The organism is Lactiplantibacillus brownii, from assembly GCF_031085375.1.
Taxonomy (GTDB): domain Bacteria; phylum Bacillota; class Bacilli; order Lactobacillales; family Lactobacillaceae; genus Lactiplantibacillus; species Lactiplantibacillus brownii.
In genome coordinates this window covers 2,720,308-2,738,770 of record NZ_JAVCWF010000001.1, presented here as the reverse complement: position 1 = coordinate 2,738,770, position 18,463 = coordinate 2,720,308, and the positions used below count along the sequence as shown (strand labels likewise).

The following is an 18,463-nucleotide window of genomic DNA, read 5'->3' as shown; positions in this document are numbered from 1 at the left end:
ATTCGGCAGGTTAATCGGTGATATTTGTCGGATTATTATCACTAACGGGCGGCTTCATGCTATGATTATAGTTAAAAAATGAAGAGGGATACTTATGGGAATGATTCGCATTAATAATTTACGTTTTCATACGTTCAATGGGGTGTTACCAGAAGAACGGCGCAATGGCCAGCAATTGGCGATGGATATTGCAATTAAGTATCCGATTGAAACGGCAGTTCAACATGATGATGTTCACGAAACAATCAATTATGCTGAAGTACGGGCGGTGATGGATGATTTTGTCTCCACCCATTCTTATAAATTAATTGAATCGTTAGCCAATCACCTTTTACAAGCCTTATTGGAAAAATTTCCAACGGTTGACGCGATTAATTTAAAGATTCGTAAATACAGTGTCCCAATGCCAGGAATTTTTGATGACGTTGAAATTGAGGTGGAGGGGGCGCCACATGGCAAGTAACGAACGCGTTTATTTGAGTATTGGGTCAAATATCCATCCGCGGGTCGCACGGATTAAACAGGCCATTACGATGCTGCGACAGTCAACGGGTATCACCGTTGTGGCGGTATCTGACTGGTATGAGACAGAGCCCTGGGGAAAACGGGATCAAGCGAACTTCTACAACGTTGCGGTGGCACTGACGACAACCTTGACGCCGACTGACCTATTAGCTCAGTTACATGTCATTGAGCAACAGGGTCACCGGGAACGCCAGATTCATTGGGGGCCGCGGACCATTGATTTAGATATTGCCTTTTGGGGGGCACGTAAAATTCAAACCACTGAATTAACGGTGCCACACGCCCATGCGGCTGAACGTAACTTTGTGTTATTACCCACGGCTGAGATTGCCAAAAATGACCCCCAAGTTGGGCCACAAGTGCAAACCATGTTAGCGGCGAACCAGGACACGAGTTGGATTAAAAAAGTAAGAAATGTGAGTGAGAAAGATGATTGATGAAAGCAAGCAGGCAAAGATTCGGCACGCTGTCCGAGAAATATTAGAAGCGGTGGGAGAAAATCCTGAACGACCAGGGTTGGTAGAAACCCCTGACCGAGTCGCCCGGATGTACGCCGAAGTATTCGCTACCAAGACGGCCGCGCCATTTGACAACTATAAGTTGTTCAAAGTAACCGACCAAACTGAAATGGTGCTATTGAAAGATATTCCGTTCTACTCAATGTGTGAGCATCATTTGTTACCATTTTTTGGCACGGTCCAAGTGGCCTATGTGCCACAACACCACCAAGTCATTGGGTTGAGCAAGATTCCTCGGCTGATTGACTATTGTAGCAAACAACCGAATGTGCAAGAACGTTTGACCGTGACGATTGCCAAAGAATTGCAACGGATCTTAGATCCAGCCGGAATTGCCGTTTCGATTTCAGCGCGACACATGTGTATGGAAATGCGCGGCGTCAGCAAACCAGGTGTTCAAACGGAAAGCAGTTATTATAGTGGGCAATTCCGAGAAGATATGGAGTTAAAGCGAGAATTTCTACAAAGAATTGTCAATTAAAATAGTGTTATGGTGGCGGTTGGTTCAAAAGTGGGTTGATCGCAATAGAATAAGCAGGTGACAGTGTGGATTCAGCAACAATTCAACAACAATATGAGGCTTTAGTGGCACAACTTAATCAGGCCATGCTGGTCACAAAACACGATCGGGTTCCCTTGTTGCGTCGGATTATGGCGCATTTGGGGCAACCGGATCGTTATTATCATGTGTGTCATTTAGCTGGTACGAATGGCAAGGGTTCTACGGGCGCTATGTTAGCCAGTGTTTTGCGCGCCCAAGGTTATCGGGTTGGCCGGTTTAGTAGTCCCGCAATCAATGATGACCGGGAACAGCTGCAACTTAATGGGCAATGGATCAGTCCGGCTGACTTTATCGATACTTATCACGAAATCGTGTCGGTACTCACTAATATGGGGTTACAAGCAGCCGATATTTCCATTTTTGAATGGTATTTTCTTATTGGAACGGTTTGGTTTCGCAATCAAAAGGTCGATTGGGCCGTGGTCGAGGCCGGGTTAGGTGGCCAATACGATGCCACTAATGCCTTGGCAGGACCGCAATTAACTATTTTTACTAAAATTGCGTTAGATCATCAAAAGATTTTGGGCCGGACGATAACGGCCATTGCACAGAATAAATCGAAAATTATCAAACCTAAAACACAAGTGGTTACGTTGGCAGATCAAAATCCAGCGGCCTTAAAGGTGTTAAAAGCGGAAGCTGATCGGCAAGGGGTGCCCCTGATTCAAGCTCACGATTTACGGCTCACTGTCCAGCAAGCCACAATCAAAGGGACGCTGATTACCGCGACCAGTGATTTATTTGACTGGTCAGCGTTACAGTTGGGCTTGGTTGGGGCGTATCAGGTACAAAATTTGGGGCTTGTTTTGACGGCCCTCGCAGTGCTACAACGGCAACACGTGGCAATCTCTGGACAGGCAGTGCGCCAAGGGTTGCAACAGGTCACGTTGCCAGGACGTTTAACGGTGTTACAGCAACAGCCGCTGATCTTGGCCGATGGGGCCCACAACCCGGATGGCATCCAAGCCTTAGTCAAGAGCGTCCAAGCACTATTGCCGCAACGTCACTTGATCTGGGTCGTAGGCGTCTTGCGCGACAAGGACTATCAAACGATGTTGACGACCGTCTTGCCAGCGGCGGATGTGCTGATTACTAACACGCCCGCTAATCCTGAGCGAGCACTGCCAGCGGCCCAATTAGCCCAAACTGCGACAGCCTTGAGATCAGGAAATTCGCCAGTGATTTTAGTAGCGGATGAGATCCAAGACGCGTTAAACTTAGCACAGCAACAAGCAACCGCAACGAGTGCCATTATTGTCACCGGGTCATTTTATGTGATGCGCGAGCTGCAACAACAAGGTTGGCAGGTGTTTCCAGATGACCAATAACTGGCTGATTGGCTCTAATAATCGTGGTAAAAGTCGTGATTTGGCCTTGTGCTTAGCGTATTATGGGCTCAATGCTGAGTCTTATTTATCAGACGCAGATCCGCTCGAATTTCCCACGGAAACGACGTCTAGTTACGTGGCTAATGCGGTGACCAAAGCCCAGTTTGCGGCGCAAAAGTTGCAACGACCGGTGATCGCGGATGATAGTGGCATTGAGTTGCCAGCATTACCCGACAAATTCGGCGTGACCACTGCGCGCGACTTAGGGGTTCAGACCAGTGGTGGTGATCGTAACGCCGCCATTTTCACGGCACTAGCCAAAGTTCCAAATGAGCAGCGCCAGGCAGTCATGCGCGCAACCTTGGCGTTAGCTTGGCCAGATGGGCGCACGATCACTGCACAGGCAACGATTGCCGGTTATATCGCGCAATTTCAAATTGGTCACTATTCTGGCGGTTTTGACCGGTTGTTTTGGTTGCCACGTTATGGTCGGACGCTAGCTGAATTGCCAGATCAATGGCGGTTACCGTTGACGCATCGCGGTCAGGCCGCTTGTAAGTTAGTCACACAACTGAGGATGATGAAAGGTTAGGTGCAGCAGATGTTAGTTCAAGATATGACGAGTTCCTTTGCACGCGCAACGGATTTTGCGAGTCAGGCGCTGAGTGCGCAAGCCGCGCGTCAACAACAGTTAATTTTACAATTTAGTGATTATAATCGGGAGCAACAGCTCAAATTAACGCAACTTTGTCATCAATTAGATGGCGTGGTGCAAGCGGGTCCTGATCAATTGACCGTCTTGCTCAGTCAAGCAGCTGGCCGCCAGTTGACTAAACAATGGTCGCAAGTTTTCCATAATCATGCGACCGTGCAACTGCAGCTAACGCAGATCATGAAGCAATATGATATTTATTGGCAAGCTGGAGAACACCGTTTTAATTTGACGAAACGGCCCCTGATTTACGGTATTATGAATATCACGCCTGATTCGTTCTACGATGGCGGGCGTTATGAAACGATGGACGATGTTTTAAATCACGTGGCAGAGATGTTACAAGCCGGAGCCGATGTCATCGAAGTCAACGGTCAAACGACACGGCCTGGTTTTAAAGAAGTCGATCCGCAAGTTGAATTGGATCGGACGTTGCCTTATATTCGCGCGATTAAACAACGCTTTCCAGAAGCGGTCTTGGCGATCGATACTTACAAGTATCCTGTGATGAAGGCTGTGGTGACTGAGGGGATTAGCATTATTAACGATGTGAACGCCTTTACGGATGATCCTCGAAAGCTGGCTTTGATGGCAGATAGTCGGGTCGGTCTATTAACGATGCATAGTAGTCGTGATGAAGAATATGCGGACTTGACGAGCAGTATGCGGCACTTCTTTGAACATAATCTGGCGGAGCTGACTAGTGCGGGGATTGATCTCGAACGGATTGCTTTGGATCAAGGTATTGGCTATTCGAAAGTCGCACATGGTGAGCAAGACTATGTCATGATGCGCAACATTGATGAATTTAATTACCTACAGCGTCCAATGATGGTTGCTATCTCACGGAAGGGCTATTTAGGCTTGTTACTGGGCTTAAAGAAGGAAGACCGGCTACCGATGACGTTGGTCACTGAAACCGCAATGATGCTCAAAGGTGGCCGAATTCTGCGGGTCCATGATGTCGCTGAAACGCAACAGATGGTCACCTTGCTTGATCGAATCGAAAATGGCTACTGGTTGGCGGCACCGCAATGATTGCCCCGGACGATTTTAACGACATTACGGCGAATGGGGTGACGGATTACGATGCGTATTTCGGAACACCAACGCACGATGATCATGTGTTATTTGAATTGCTAATCGTTGGCATTTTACATGTTGGTTTAGGCTGGCGGGTTGCTGCGAGTCAATTGCCAATTTTACGTCGTGAAATGTCAGGCTTACGCATTCCGGCTGTCGCTGGCCTAGACGAACCTGATTGGGAGCGCTTGATGCAGACGCCAGGTGTGATGCATAATGGCCGCAAATTACGAGCGATTATTCAAGATGCGCGGGCCATTATGGCTTTGCAGACCGAATATGGGAGCTTTAGTGCTTATTTGTGGCAATTTGTTGATGCGACGCCTTTTATAATGCCAGCACCGGATGATGAATTGCCCACGCGTTCGCCATTAGGGGCGCGGGTGGCGGCCGACTTACATCGGCACGGCTTTACCTTTGTTGGCCCAGTTGTCACGCATATGTTCTTGTTGGCGGCAGGGCTAATTAAATTGACTTAAAACTGAACAGTTTAAATTGAATCAGTCACGTGTTATCCGGCTGGTTCTATTTTTTTTGCGGTTGATTAACCAGTCCCGCCAAAATAAAAACCGTGATCTTAATTTGATTGTGATATGCTGAACTTAGGTAGCTATTATAGGGGGTCCGTTAAATGCTAACGCGAAAAATGAATTGGCTCGGGATAATTGTTAATTTTCTATTGGTGCCAACCGTCTTAGCTGGTTTTCCATACCTAATCAGGTTTGCCGTGCCACAACGATATGGACAATTGGCCGATGATCTGGTCATCGTGATCATTGCTTTATTGCTCAATCATTATTTTTGGCAAGTTAAACTCCAATTATTTAATCGGAAAAAGTTTTGGTTGCAGTTGTTACAATGTCTGCCGGCCATCCTCTTCTTATTGTTTTCACGATTCACGACTTGGTTACAAGTTTCATGGCAGAAGCTGAGCTTGCGCATCCTGTTAACGGTTCTTTTTATTGCGCTGGCAGAGGAACTGATTTTCCGTGGCTTGTTGTTACCGCTGAGCTTGTCACTGACGCACAACCACGCGTTTGCAGCGGTGCTGATCAGTAGTATCGGGTTCGGTGTTGCCCATCTTGTCAATGTTTTTAATATGTCAGCTACGATCGTTTTTTTACAAATAATCTTGGTGGTTGCGACCGGTATCCTTTGGGGAACGGTCTATTTGACGACTCACAATTTATCGTTAACGATATTGTTGCATATTTGTGATGATCTGCCATTATTTCTAGTGAAGTCCGGTGGGTCGCTTTCAGCACCTAATTCGCATGACTTGATGCTGGCAGCTGTGATCTATTTAGGACTGACGGTCCTGTTTTGTGGCATCGCTATGATCCAGATTCGATTGGCACATTTAAATGGTCATCAACACAGCCAAATGTAAAATTACTGTATCAAGTTTGTACAGTAAAAGTAAGGAAGGGCTATCCAGCACTGGCTTTTGTTATAATAACAGAAGCTAAATGTCATAGTCTTGTTTCACGTATAATACTGGAATAGCTTTGATTAGAAATGCGTTACCTATGAAAACGTCGGGGATACGTTTGGAAGTGCGCTGCCGTGGGGGCTGGCAATCCATTTGAATAGGGGAATAGCTTATCAAATCAAAACAAGTGACGCAGTTGAGCCGCATCGTGCTAGTGACCAGTCTCGTGGCAACTAATTTAACCGGTTTATCGGCCTTGTCAGCCTTACCAGTTAAAGCGGATGGTGAGAAAACGGTCGTCGTGACTGAAGGAATGTTCGGATTCAAAATTGGGCAATCTCAGGAAGTTACACCAGATGATACGCAGGCAATCCAGAAGATTATTGATGCGCAAGATCCGGGAACATTGACGCGTCTCAAGTTTCCAAAGGGGTATTTTGGGATTAGTGGCGTCATCAAGCTACATAGTAATTTAATCCTGAGTGGTGTGGCCTCGGAAGACAGTAAGTGGACTAACGAGAGTCATATGGTCTCGCTGCCAACGACCGAAGCTAACGGTAATGTCTATAAGTACAAACGAGCCACTTGGTGGTATCCAACCCAAGCAAAGGGTTATGGCGGCGATAAAAATGTGAATCACGTGTACTGGGACAATATCACGTTTAACGGTGGGGTAGACAAGAATTCGACCAATGGCGGGATGCAAATGTTACAAGCTATCACCCATTCAAAAGATATCAAGTTTGACCATTGTGACTTTGACCGGACGGAAACCGCGCCGGGACATTCGCTTGACTTGGGTGGCGTCGACGGGGTTGAAGTTAAGAATTCAACGTTTAGAGGGTATGCGGCCACTTCTGCGAATACGCGTAAAGAAGCCATTCAAGTCGATTATACGATTTTATCCTCCTCCTCGACGAACTCTGATGAAAAGTTGACCGTAATGAAGGATGGTCAGCTCATTGCCGACCCTAAATGGCATATTAATGAGTCGTTGTATATGGATGGCTTACCGACTAAAAATGTCAAAATTACAAATTCACGCTTTTTACCGATTTATCAAAAACAAGGGGATATCTGGCATAATGAGGGCCTAGAACGGCGCGCCCCTAATCCAGTTGGACAACATATTCAATATTCGGATGCCATGGTTGGACCGGTTGAATTTACGGGTAACTATGTGGAAAATGCGATTACGCCAGCAAAAGATTCGATGGGGAATTTGGGGGCTAAATTGCAGCCTAATGCCGTCAATAGTGCCGATTCATTGTTAGAAAAATATACTGGTATTATTCACTTTCCCAATGCGAATGGCATCAATATTTCTAATAATATTTTTCGACAATCAGCGGCTAACCCAGATGATAAAGGATATGCCGATATGACGATGAATTATAATGCTGGCAGGCTTCCTGAAGATGTTAGCTTATCAAAAGGTAACAATACCAGTGCGGCCTTTACCCAACGTGACATGACCAAATCAATTTTCAACAGCAACACATTGGTGGGAATGAAAAGTAAGGATAATCATACTTTTTTGGCGATTGGTCAACGAGCTGGTGCAACGGATAGTTACGATAATCTTATCCACGGTATCGAAAATAAGAATAATAACTATATTAATTCGGCTAAAGTGGTTACTGGGCCGAATGGTAACTTGCTCACGAATCAATTGCCATCTAATTACAGTGAGGGTGGGAATCAAGTCCGAACGGCTAATGATTTCTTTGTCCCTAAGATTGAAGTTAAACAAGTTAAAAAGGCCGACATTGAATTGAGCATTACGGCCCAAGCACCTGGAAACGTTGATCCAAGTGTGGCCCTTAAAGGTTATGAGGCCAAGGTTGTCGATAAACTCGATGACTGGCAAGACAAGAATAAGGATCCAATCGAGTACGACACGAGTAAGGTGAAATTCGACAAACCAGGCACTTATGAAGTCACCCTTAAAACAATTAATTCGATGAATGTGCCGGCTAAAAAGCAGGTCAAATTGATTGTTAAACCTAGCAAACCAGTCCTTAGTGGGCGAGATGTGACGGTCAATGTGGGGAGCCAGTTCGATGTCAAAACGGCCTTGAATTTAACGGCTCGTGATGATGTCGATGGTGATTTGACGGGTGAAATTTCACTGAGTGGGGACAAAGTTGATTCTCATAAAGCTGGAACCTATCATTTAACGGCCACCGTTAAGAATTCATTTGGCCAACAAGTGAGTCAAGCCTTCACGGTCACGGTGGGGTCAACGCAACTCGCCGTCACTGCGCCAAGTATGGTGATTAAGACCGGCGAGACCTTTAACGCTCGGGAAGGAATTACTGCTAAAGATGCAAGTGGTCACTCAGTGGATGAGTTGATTGTGGATGTTAAGCGTGGTCACGTGGAGACGTCCAAGCCCGGATTATATCACGTGACTTATGACGTTCATACGAAAGATGGCTTGTCTGGTCAGGTGACACGAGTGGTGACGGTCACGGATGAGACGAACTTATCGACGATTTTTGAAGCACATGATTTTGCGGTCATGGCAGATGGCGTCCTAAATAGTGAGCAACTCCGACAATTAGCCGGTGTTAAACCGGTCAATGACGGGCACGATTTGACGGCAGTCGCAGTGGATACAAGTGCCGTGAAATTCGATCAGACTGGTGACTATCCAGTGATTTTTACGGGTAAAGTTGGGGGTCAGTTGACGTCACAATTAGTTGTGATTCATGTGAAAGCCCAGCCGCTGACGACGATTAAAGCCAATGATTTTACCGTCGAACGTGGCACCACCGTGACGGCTGAGCAAATTCGGCAACATTTTAAAGCGACTCATAAAACAGCTGGCAATGTGACTGATCAAGTTAGCGTTGATATGAGTGGCGTGAATACGGCAAAAGTGGGGATTTACCCGGTTAAATTAACCTATACGGATGCTAATGGGACAGTGACGAAAGCGACGATGAATGTGATGGTCGCCTCGTTTAAGCCGATGACGCTCAATGTTAAAGACATTACCGTCACCCAGGGGACTGATTTGATGGCAGCCTTGGGTAAGGGTGGCTTTACCGCGGAAGATTCGGTCGATGGGTCACTGAAATCACAAATTAAATATGAAACGAGTCAAGTTAAAATGACTACTCCCGGGACCTATGTTGTTGTGGCTAGTGTGACCAATTCAGCTGGTGAAACAGCCCGCCAAAATATTAACGTCGAGGTTAAGAGCGATATCCCTGAAATTAAAGGACCTGCGGATATGACGATGCCATATGGGCGTTCGGCGTATACCACAAAGGAAGCGTTGCAAAATAGCTTTGCCCTGGATCCGGTTGAAGGTGACCTTTCAAAACAATTGAAAGTTACCGGCGCTGAGACGGTTAATACGAAGCAGGCGGGTAAGTATCAAGTGACTTATACGGTAACCAATAAATTTGGTAACCAGGCTAAAAAAGTTATTACGATTACTGTGGCGCATGCGATTCCAACGATTAAGGTCACTAACACGAATTCACAAGGCTATTTAGTTCTCCAGCCAGGCACTCCCGCCGATATTTTGAAACAGATTCGTGGTAAAATCACGGCCAGCGCTGCCGATAGCGGCCAAATCGATCATAATTTGTTGAAGATTAGTGAAGATGATGCCAATTTATTCAACAATGGCAATTATCGGAAGGCTGGCGCGTATACGTATAATTTTGAAATTACTAATGGTAATCATATGACAGGCAGCCAAGAAATCAGCTTCATTATTGCCGATAAAGCCTCACAAGCCGAGAGTGGTAGTCAAGACCATGGGACCGATGAACATGGTTTAGCAATACCATATCTTGCTAAGGATAAGATTGATTATCAACCGATTGACGCAGCCGATGGCAATACGTTTGAAGCCACGAATATTTCGCACTTACTCAGCTTACTGGAAATCAAGCCGGATAATCCGTCAATGCCATTCCGTGCGGAACTTTTGAATCCTGAAAAGATTGATTTCAAGCGGGCAGGAACTTATCATGTTCAAGTGAAATTATCGAATGGGCTGACTAGCAAAACGGTTGATTTGACGGTCAACGTCAAAGGTCAGCAAGCGGCGGTCGTGCCAATCGTGAAAGATTTAGCGACTAAGCTTCAAACAGTTGCTAAAGATCCGGTCAAAGCTTTCCAAAACTTGCCAGCAACTGGTGAAGTGGCGGTTGGCGTATCCTTATTGCTCTCATTAATTGGGTTGGTCAGCGGCGGTATTTTAATTATGCAACGCTACTTGAAACGGAAACGGCATTTGGACGATTAGCTGAGCCGGCGTTTTAAAACTTAGAATGATTAAAATAGATGTATGTACGTATATATGTTAATGTTCCTTTGGAAACGGAGGAATCTAATATGACTGAAAAAATTATCAGAGAAATATTACTGCTTTTGGAAATTCGTTGGCAATCACGATACCAGCTGAAATTGTTAATAAATTGCAGTTAGTGAAAGGTGAAAAGGTTAAGATTACGCTGAATCAAGATCAAACTTTGACTGTTGATCCTAATATTGGGATTGAAGATAAAGTTCTGGATGATTTGGTCGATCATGCCCTGACTCATTATTCTGAAACACTAAGTCGGTTGGCCGAAAGTGATGATTAGAATCAACAAGCATGACTATCAACGAATAAAGTCTGTCTAGCGTTGAATTTGAACTTTTCTAAAATGCTAACCGATGCGATTGCTTATTGTCAGGATTAATTGAAGTTAAAGGCCAGCACAATTTTCAGTGCTGGCCTTTTTTCAGTGATAACTAATTTCAGGCTAATATTGGTTACTTATGATTCTTTGAAAGTGAGCTATTTAATTGCGTTGACAAAACGCGTAGCAATTTCTAATGGCCGCGTAATGGCGCCGCCGACGACCATGCCTGCCACGCCTAAATCGTGGACAGCTTTAGCTTGTTCTGGGCTGTGGATCCGGCCTTCAGCGATGACATCAACGTTAGCTGCAACTAGGTGTTTGATCAGGTCAATATCGGGGCCAACCAGCGGTGTGCTTTCTTCAGTGTAACCACTTAAAGTAGTGCCCACCAAGTCAATGCCATGTTGCCAAGCATTTAAGCCTTCTGCCAAATTCGAGATATCCGCCATCAATAATTGATTGGGATATTTTGCTTTAACTTGTGCAATGAATTCATTAATCGTGAGGCCGTCGTGTCGTTTCCGTGAGGTACAGTCAAGGGCGATGACATCTACACCGACCGCGACCAGTTGATCGATTTCGTGCATGGTCGCTGTAATAAACGGTTTTTCTGGTAGGTAATCCTTTTTGATGATGCCAATGATGGGGAGGTCAACAGCTGCCTTGATTTCACGAATGTCACGTACTGAATTGGCGCGAATACCGACCGCGCCGGCCTGTTGTGCCGCTTTGGCCATCAAAGGCATGATGCCGCCACTTTCAGTATATAGGGGTTCACCAGGTAGTGCTTGGCATGAAATAATTAGGCCAGCTTTAACTTGTTTCAAAAAATCTGATTTTTTCATTATCCACAATCCTCCAAAAAACACATATTTCGGATTTTGTCTCCACGACTAATATATCAGGCCTATTGGATAATGTAAAGGCTTTCTCCACGAGATATGGATAATTTCTCCATATCGAAATAACCTTGGAGTAGCGTATAATATGACATAAGGATGGTGACGGGGATGCGCTATGATTACTTGATTCAAAACTATTATCCGACCTTAACGCGTTCGGAAAAGAAGGTCGCGGACTATGTGCTGAAGGTGGGCAGTCAACTGATTTATGCCACCATGAGTGATATTAAAACCGCCACCAAAGTTGGTGATGCGACAATTATTCGTTTCTGTCAGAAACTAGGTTACAGTGGCTTTTCTGATTTTAAAATTGAAATTGCCAAAGAAGACTTTACGCAACAAGAACAAACGCGGCCGGTTGATTATTACGATGATATCAGCCAACATTTACAAGAAGCGCTGACGGCGACAGCGAAACTCATTGATCCTGAAAAATTGGATCAAGCAGTCGATCTGCTGAGCCAGGCACAAAATATTTATATCTTTGGGATCGGCGGTAGTGCGCAAACTGGCGCTTCATTCTCTGCGATTTTGTTGCGTGTTGGTGTCCAAGCGACGCCAGTTGGGGATCCACATATTCAGGCGCAACTGGCTTCACTGCTTTGCCCAACTGATTTAGTCATAGGGTTATCATTGAGTGGGCGTACGAAAGACACGTATGATTCATTGAAGATTGCCAAGGATAATGGTGCCAAAATTTTAGCGATTACGAATAATTTGAATAGTCCAGTTGCACATTTAGGGGACGTTATTTTACAAACAGCCATCGAAGAATTCTTGAATGGTGGGTCGGTCGCTGGTCGAATTTCTCAGTTGTATATTTGTGACGTCTTGACGCAGGGGTATGAAAACCGGAATAAAGTTGATGCGGTCGCGCTCCGTGAGAAAGTTTTGCGAGCGATTATCGATAAGCGCATTGATTAAATTAGGCACTGTGATTAGCTCGTTGGTGACCTTTAGAGAAGATCATAAAAAGGTCGTTCAGAAATCAATTAAAGATTCCTGAACGACCTTTTTTGTGGTGCAACTATGATAGCCGAAACATGTTATATCCGGTCTAAATTGAATTGTCAGTCGTTTCATAATCAACTTTGCCAAGCTCAATTTGAATGGTGATATGCGTTAACGGGAATCGCTCACTTAATTGTTTGTTCATACTTTCCAGAAATTCATTATTGTGATCAAGTGTGCTGCGACATAAATGCACAGTCATGGCGGTTTCTGTCGTACTCATTCCCCAGATATGCAAGTCGTGAACTTGATTGATTGTTGGCTGAGCCATTAAGAAATCATAAATTTTGGTTTGGTCAATATTGCTGGGAACAGCCTCCAACGAATAGTTCATTGCATCGCGTAATAAGCCCCAAGTGCCAATCAAAATGACAACTGCGATTAATAATGAAATCACAGGATCTAGCCAGAACCAGCCGGTCTTCAAAATAACGAAACCAGCAATAACCACGCCGACTGAAACGCCAGCGTCTGCGGCCATGTGTAAGAACGCCCCTTTGATATTTAAGTCATGCTTCTGTCCTTTCATGAACAGAAAGGCCGTGAATCCATTGACGACGACCCCAATAGCAGCCACAATGATGACGTCCCATTCGGCAACGGGGCCGGGATTAGCTAATCGTTGGATAGCTTCGACTGAAATGGCACCAATCGCCACGAGTAAGAAGACGGCGTTAAATAACGCTGCTAAGATTGACGAACTCTTATAGCCGTAAGTATATTTGGCATTGGCGCTTTTAGTCCCAAGCCAGATTGCTAACCAAGAAATAAGCAGCCCGAGCACGTCGCTTAAATTGTGGCCCGCATCCGCAACTAGCGCCAATGATCCACTGGCAAATCCGTAACTCGCTTCCAAAACGATAAATATTGAATTTAGTAACACGCCCACTTTAAAAGCAGTGGTCTCTTGCTTCACTGCATGTGTTTGTGACATGTGACAACCCCACCTTTGTCCTTGAATTAAGTCTTTAAATTGCTATAATTATTTATGAATGATCAGACATATGAATGACTGTTCATGTGTATTGTAACACCATTAATGGCAGGCGACAATCAGAAAAATGAGGTTGCGAATGAATTCAGAATTAAAACATGAAACGATTGTTAAAGACTTACCTAACCTCATCCCACAAGCTGAGGAATTAAGTCAGATTACCGCAATTTTTAAGGCTTTAGGTGATCCGACGCGTGCACGGATGCTCTATGCGCTGGCGGTCTCTAAGTTGAGTGTTGGCGAATTGGCTACCGGACTTGGCCTAACGCAGTCGAACATTTCACATCAGCTGTCCGTTTTGCGGCAGTTAAAGTTGGTGATTGGGACGCGGAGTGGGCGCAATGTGCACTATCAACTCGCCGATAAACATATTATTAGTATTTTTCAACAAGTCGCGGCGCATGCCGAGGAAGCTGAAAAATAAGGGACCTTCTTTGGGTGGGTCTATTTCGCCGATAAAATAGTGATTTCAATAATGGCTCTTCTGGCATGGCTAATTAAAAAGCTTTACCTGTAGTTATAAATAAAATCAAAAGATTAAAAATTTAAGAGCAGTAAGGGGCGTTATCACTGTTTCCAACAATAAGTTGATTGAAGCTGTGCCGGATGCCGTCGATCATTGTCTCAATCGAGCTGGAGATGTTTTTTCGGATGGTCACGTAAATCTATTCATGCAGGCATATAGGCTATGATCGTGATGTCACTAACTTTCAATTGATGGTGATTTTGACGAGTCTTTGAGTATTAGCTTGAATTATATTGGATTTTGGTACAGCTTTAAGACAACCTTGCATCTACGTTTCTTCCTTCTGGGTTAGTGACCTTAGAAGCTAACGCCAATGCGGGCTTTTTGCATGTAATTTGTTTTAATCAATGAGTAATTAAACGAATGCTACGAGACCAGTACTAACGTTAGTTAAATATTATCGAAAGCGCTTTCTTAAAAAGGTGGGGATAACCATGTGTGATAGCAAGCCAAATATATATATCCTTAGTGACTTACATTTTGATTCCAAAAAAATACCTTATTATGTGATGAAAAAGCTTGGAACGATACGGGATCAAGAAGAATTGAAAAGCTACGAATATAAGATCAGAACTAATCCAAAGTATCAATATTCGCCTGAACAAATTAAAAATAATGTGATGTCAGTCGTAAATGTTTTGAGCGAAAATAAAGAGAAAAATATTTTTGTGCTGGCGGGAGATTTCTTCAATGACTTGAACGCAACTTTGGACTTTTTTGGATTATTGGAAAAAATGAAAATAATGTCTTTTGTCGTGCTGGGTAACCACGATTACTGGTCATGTTCTGATACCAAGCTTACCTACGAACAGTCCATTGCGCTTGCTACCAAAGACACGGAGAGCTATCGTTATTGCCACTTACTGGTGACGGGCAGAAAGTACCAAGTTGGTGGCTTGACCTTTATAGGAGATTCTGGCTTTAGCAACTTGGAGTACTATGATTCTGAGGGGCCTCACACGGTGACAACGGACCAACTGGCACAAATCACTCAGGACACAGAGCAGATTCTTGATTTTGACAGTCAGAGCGTTCGGAAGTTGCATGACAGTTGGGTCGATTTTGCTCGGAGAACGATTGATGCGACGCCTGATGATGAAGCTTTATTCGTGATCACACACTGGCCAATGAACGAAGATGCAAGAGAACCCAAAGATACTTGGTGGGAAACAAATGCAAATTTGCCTTTAAAAGACTCAATTTCAGATAGTGTGTACAGGATTAACAATGAAAAATATTGGCTTATCAGTGGCCATACGCATCGGCCTAAACATGAGCATAATTCTATTGCTGAACAAGCAGGTTATAAAGATGAGAAATGGTTTGAGAATTTGCGGTTAAATCAGTTCGGTGCTCTAGTGCCAACTCAAAAAATGTATGGCTTGATTGACATCCGCAATTCACTAGCCAAATTCAAGGATTTCTCTGTATTGAGCCCTGAAGATCTTGATTATACCGATATGGTTACAAGCATAAAGCGGCAGGGTTACAAGCGAGCTGGAAATCCTGGAAATAAGCAAGTTTTGGCAGCGTATTTAAAAAATAATCAGGCCTACATTAGGCGAGTCCAGAGAGAGGCAGCCAAGATTAAGAACGTCTATTCTGGAAATGCTGGTTATTCAGATATAAAAGGTCCGCAAATGTATATTGCAAAAAAGGCGATTAATGAAGGAATAGCAGTTTTAAAAAATGGTTACAACAAGAACCCATTTGAATTTTTTACTAGCTTGATTGTTACAGGATATGCATATAACCTCGAATCAAAAAAGTTGGTCAAGATGCGCAAAGTATCCACTTACGATATTATAAGGCAAGCGATGGTTTACTTAACAATAATGAGCATTCCAGAAATTGACGTTAAGCATATAGAGACCATAAAGTCACTTCGGGGAAGTCATGCTGCAATTGAGATTGGTAATCTTAAAATTAAAATACCGGTGATAAATAAACGACATTTAAGTGTCGAGTCATTTTTCGATATGGCTTATGATTTTAATAGACAATTCTTTGGTGATGAAGCCGCAACACAGAAACAACTTTTATTGAAAAGTGAGCTTGCCCCAGTTGTGAAGTCCAAGCCTACACCAAAGCCAAAAAAAGCGAGAATTGCTAATCCAAGAAAATATCGTACGATCAAGCCAAATGTTTTAATGAACTTCAAGGCGATTACTGGCAGATTGCCTCATGATACTCCCGTTGATGAATTGCCAAATATCTACAGGTCTTCAACTGGACATGGCTATTTAGTCGATAAAGTTATCAAGAAAAAAAGATACAGAAAACAATTTCTTGTTTTGAATGATGCTATAGATTATTTGAATCGGTTAAATGGTTATGATAATTGACATCGGCTGTATCAAAAAAAGTCGCAACGTTAAGTGCTGGAGATGGCACACGTTACGACTCGAAAAAGAAGATATGAAGAATCATTCAGTAAGCAAATCAAAAAGGGATTTGTTGTGGTTTAGCATGGTAGACGTGAAAACTAGAGAATATCCAACTATTCAGATAGTTAATTTCACGCCGGCGATGTCTCAACAAACATAGTATAATCGCATATACTTCTTTGCGGGTTAAAATCCTTGCGGAAATATTTATTTTTGAATCTGATCATGATAAATTAAGACTTCAGATACACGACAAAATGGCATCCGTGCGAGCAGATGCTTTTTTAGGGCAGTTTTTACCCAATATGCAATTATTATTAGTTCGGTTCAGAGTTTAAAAGACATTATTCATATACGCCATGTATTCTGTCGATCTTAGTGTCACAGAGGAGAGTGGATTTGAACGGATTTTCCGGTTTGCGATGCACAGTGTTCTACGAGTACCGCTTCCATGTTCCAGTATTGCGATTAATGCTGGTTGTGCCTGCTGTCTCTGTACGCAACGATATTTTTTTGGCTAACTAGAAGTAAAATAGAAAATAAGTTATATGATGGGACGGATGAAACTACTAGTCCATAAAACTATACCCCAATTCGTCTTGCAGAACACTTCTAGTAAGAAGAGTGTGATGATTAGCAAGAGAGTTAAGGCCATGATCGTGGTATGAAGACGTTTTAATTGGTTATCAGTTTTCTTGACTAAATTGCAAAACATCCGCCGCCTCTCAGTTCTATCGTTTTCAAACCAACTTTGATCAGCGAGGTTTTCTAATTTGGTTGGATTCATTAAAATCCATGAATGGTATTCAAGGATGTGGTTAATAAAATATAGTTACGCTGTCGTAATGTGATGTTTATGATTCGAAGATTTAAGATAAAGAACACCAAGAAATAACGCAAAGAGTGATGTCAAGGTAATTGTTGTGGCAACTCTTATTGGATTGTTAGTTTTATAGCCTCCTAAGTAGATTTGCCCAAGTTGTGCTAGAAACTTGTCGAGCATAAAGTGCACTGATGCAAAGCTATGATAGTTTTTACTAATTGTATATTGACTTTGAAAAATGAAAATAACTAATATGAAGCCTATCTAGTTTCGAAGACTAGGTATCTTGATATAAAGACTATATGATGGTATGCTGTAACCAATAATCATTTGAGGTGACCAACATGCAATCGCGACGGTATCAAATAACGAATGAAGTTTTGAATTCGGTGACGCACGGAATTGGGTTAATATTAAGCATTATTGGGTTTGTATTCTTGATGTTTAAGGCGTTTGAAGATGGTCGGCAACTCGAGTGGACGGCGTTTATCATTTATGGTTGTTCACTCCTGATCCTCTACACCTGTTCAATGTTATTTCACGGTCTCTATTTTACCAAGGCACGTGAAGTTTTTCGTATCTTTGATCATAGTGGCGTCTATATTTTGATTGCGGGCACTTACACGCCCTATAGCTTGTTGGCAATCAAAGGTTGGCTCGGCTGGACGATTCTACTAACGATTTGGGTGCTGGCAATTGCGGGAATCACGGTCAATGCAGTCTGGCCTGGCAAACTCCGTAAAATTGAAACGGTTATTTACGTTTTGATGGGGTGGATGTGTTTAGCCGGTGGTCGTCAACTGTGGCTGAACCTTGGGGTGACTGGTTTTTGGTTATTAGTGGCTGGCGGCGTGGCGTTTACTTTGGGAGCGCTACTTTATAGTTTGCCACACGTAAAGTATATTCATGTAATCTGGCACATTTTTGTCATGATTGGGACGACCCTGATGTACTTTTCAATTTATTTTTATATTTGACTTAAACGGCGCTATCTTAACCAAGGTAGCG

At 43.5% G+C, this 18,463-nt stretch carries 16 protein-coding genes; 14 read left to right on the top strand and 2 right to left on the bottom strand.

The features are described 5' to 3' along the window. The first annotated feature begins 94 nt into the window (after positions 1-94). The 10 genes from folB (at position 95) to RA086_RS12795 (ending at position 10,770) form a co-directional block, all read left to right on the top strand. A complete protein-coding gene (folB, locus tag RA086_RS12840) occupies positions 95-463 on the top strand; it encodes a dihydroneopterin aldolase (RefSeq protein WP_308704174.1) in 369 nt (122 codons plus the stop codon). Further along, positions 453-962: a 2-amino-4-hydroxy-6-hydroxymethyldihydropteridine diphosphokinase gene (gene folK / locus RA086_RS12835; RefSeq protein ID WP_308704173.1), complete on the top strand. Its 510-nt coding sequence runs from the start codon at positions 453-455 to the stop codon at positions 960-962. Before folB ends, folK begins: the two co-directional genes overlap by 11 nt. Then, positions 955-1,524: a GTP cyclohydrolase I FolE gene (gene folE / locus RA086_RS12830; RefSeq protein WP_308704172.1), complete on the top strand. Its 570-nt coding sequence runs from the start codon at positions 955-957 to the stop codon at positions 1,522-1,524. Before folK ends, folE begins: the two co-directional genes overlap by 8 nt. 65 nt (positions 1,525-1,589) lie before the next feature. Further along, complete coding sequence (locus tag RA086_RS12825; RefSeq protein ID WP_308704171.1) at positions 1,590-2,933, top strand: bifunctional folylpolyglutamate synthase/dihydrofolate synthase; 1,344 nt, start codon at positions 1,590-1,592, stop codon at positions 2,931-2,933. Further along, complete coding sequence (locus tag RA086_RS12820) at positions 2,923-3,525, top strand: non-canonical purine NTP pyrophosphatase (protein ID WP_308704170.1); 603 nt, start codon at positions 2,923-2,925, stop codon at positions 3,523-3,525. The genes RA086_RS12825 and RA086_RS12820 overlap by 11 nt, the downstream gene beginning before the upstream one ends. A gap of 9 nt (positions 3,526-3,534) precedes the next feature. Then, positions 3,535-4,683 carry a dihydropteroate synthase gene (gene folP, locus RA086_RS12815; RefSeq protein ID WP_308704169.1) on the top strand — a complete coding sequence of 383 codons (1,149 nt, stop codon included), beginning with the start codon at positions 3,535-3,537 and terminating at the stop codon, positions 4,681-4,683. Further along, positions 4,680-5,207 carry a DNA-3-methyladenine glycosylase I gene (locus RA086_RS12810; protein WP_308704168.1) on the top strand — a complete coding sequence of 176 codons (528 nt, stop codon included), beginning with the start codon at positions 4,680-4,682 and terminating at the stop codon, positions 5,205-5,207. The genes folP and RA086_RS12810 overlap by 4 nt, the downstream gene beginning before the upstream one ends. Positions 5,208-5,359: 152 nt before the next feature. Further along, a complete protein-coding gene (locus RA086_RS12805; RefSeq protein ID WP_308704167.1) occupies positions 5,360-6,118 on the top strand; it encodes a CPBP family intramembrane glutamic endopeptidase in 759 nt (252 codons plus the stop codon). 268 nt (positions 6,119-6,386) lie between these two features. Continuing rightward, positions 6,387-10,430 (top strand): immunoglobulin-like domain-containing protein, encoded by a 4,044-nt coding sequence (locus RA086_RS12800; RefSeq protein ID WP_308704166.1) that lies wholly within the window; start codon positions 6,387-6,389, stop codon positions 10,428-10,430. A 136-nt stretch (positions 10,431-10,566) separates the two neighbouring features. After that, complete coding sequence (locus tag RA086_RS12795) at positions 10,567-10,770, top strand: AbrB/MazE/SpoVT family DNA-binding domain-containing protein (RefSeq protein WP_308704165.1); 204 nt, start codon at positions 10,567-10,569, stop codon at positions 10,768-10,770. Positions 10,771-10,967: 197 nt separating this feature from the next. Here the strand turns inward: RA086_RS12795 and RA086_RS12790 are convergent, their stop codons facing one another. Further along, positions 10,968-11,657, bottom strand: coding sequence for an N-acetylmannosamine-6-phosphate 2-epimerase (locus RA086_RS12790; RefSeq protein ID WP_308704164.1), 690 nt, complete (start codon positions 11,655-11,657; stop codon positions 10,968-10,970). Positions 11,658-11,822: 165 nt separating this feature from the next. On the opposite strand from RA086_RS12790, the gene RA086_RS12785 reads away from it, so the two are divergent. Continuing rightward, positions 11,823-12,638 (top strand): MurR/RpiR family transcriptional regulator, encoded by an 816-nt coding sequence (locus RA086_RS12785; RefSeq protein ID WP_308704163.1) that lies wholly within the window; start codon positions 11,823-11,825, stop codon positions 12,636-12,638. 133 nt (positions 12,639-12,771) lie between these two features. On the opposite strand, the gene RA086_RS12780 is transcribed toward RA086_RS12785, so the two are convergent. Beyond that, on the bottom strand, positions 12,772-13,659 hold the full coding sequence (locus tag RA086_RS12780) for a cation diffusion facilitator family transporter (RefSeq protein WP_308704162.1): 888 nt from the start codon (positions 13,657-13,659) through the stop codon (positions 12,772-12,774). Positions 13,660-13,798: 139 nt separating this feature from the next. Between RA086_RS12780 and RA086_RS12775 the strand changes: the two genes are divergently transcribed. The 3 genes from RA086_RS12775 to trhA all read left to right on the top strand — a co-directional run bounded on the left by RA086_RS12775 (position 13,799) and on the right by trhA (position 18,432). Continuing rightward, the gene (locus tag RA086_RS12775; protein WP_308704161.1) at positions 13,799-14,143 is read left to right on the top strand and encodes an ArsR/SmtB family transcription factor; all 345 of its coding nucleotides are present in this window, start codon (positions 13,799-13,801) and stop codon (positions 14,141-14,143) included. A 536-nt stretch (positions 14,144-14,679) separates the two neighbouring features. Next, positions 14,680-16,590, top strand: a complete 1,911-nt coding sequence (locus RA086_RS12770; protein ID WP_308704160.1) for a metallophosphoesterase — start codon at positions 14,680-14,682, stop codon at positions 16,588-16,590. 1,209 nt (positions 16,591-17,799) lie between these two features. Next, positions 17,800-18,432: a PAQR family membrane homeostasis protein TrhA gene (gene trhA, locus RA086_RS12765; RefSeq protein ID WP_308704159.1), complete on the top strand. Its 633-nt coding sequence runs from the start codon at positions 17,800-17,802 to the stop codon at positions 18,430-18,432. Positions 18,433-18,463: the final 31 nt, after the last annotated feature.

What these genes read in the sequence shown, in the direction of transcription:
- folB (WP_308704174.1), top strand. Translation starts at nt 95, where the DNA reads ATGGGAATGATTCGCATTAATAATTTACGTTTTCATACGTTCAATGGG.
- folK (WP_308704173.1), top strand. Translation starts at nt 453, where the DNA reads ATGGCAAGTAACGAACGCGTTTATTTGAGTATTGGGTCAAATATCCAT.
- folE (WP_308704172.1), top strand. Translation starts at nt 955, where the DNA reads ATGATTGATGAAAGCAAGCAGGCAAAGATTCGGCACGCTGTCCGAGAA.
- RA086_RS12820 (WP_308704170.1), top strand. Translation starts at nt 2,923, where the DNA reads ATGACCAATAACTGGCTGATTGGCTCTAATAATCGTGGTAAAAGTCGT.
- folP (WP_308704169.1), top strand. Translation starts at nt 3,535, where the DNA reads ATGTTAGTTCAAGATATGACGAGTTCCTTTGCACGCGCAACGGATTTT.
- RA086_RS12810 (WP_308704168.1), top strand. Translation starts at nt 4,680, where the DNA reads ATGATTGCCCCGGACGATTTTAACGACATTACGGCGAATGGGGTGACG.
- RA086_RS12805 (WP_308704167.1), top strand. Translation starts at nt 5,360, where the DNA reads ATGCTAACGCGAAAAATGAATTGGCTCGGGATAATTGTTAATTTTCTA.
- RA086_RS12790 (WP_308704164.1), bottom strand. Translation starts at nt 11,657, where the DNA reads ATGAAAAAATCAGATTTTTTGAAACAAGTTAAAGCTGGCCTAATTATT.
- RA086_RS12785 (WP_308704163.1), top strand. Translation starts at nt 11,823, where the DNA reads ATGCGCTATGATTACTTGATTCAAAACTATTATCCGACCTTAACGCGT.
- RA086_RS12780 (WP_308704162.1), bottom strand. Translation starts at nt 13,659, where the DNA reads ATGTCACAAACACATGCAGTGAAGCAAGAGACCACTGCTTTTAAAGTG.
- RA086_RS12775 (WP_308704161.1), top strand. Translation starts at nt 13,799, where the DNA reads ATGAATTCAGAATTAAAACATGAAACGATTGTTAAAGACTTACCTAAC.
- RA086_RS12770 (WP_308704160.1), top strand. Translation starts at nt 14,680, where the DNA reads ATGTGTGATAGCAAGCCAAATATATATATCCTTAGTGACTTACATTTT.
- trhA (WP_308704159.1), top strand. Translation starts at nt 17,800, where the DNA reads ATGCAATCGCGACGGTATCAAATAACGAATGAAGTTTTGAATTCGGTG.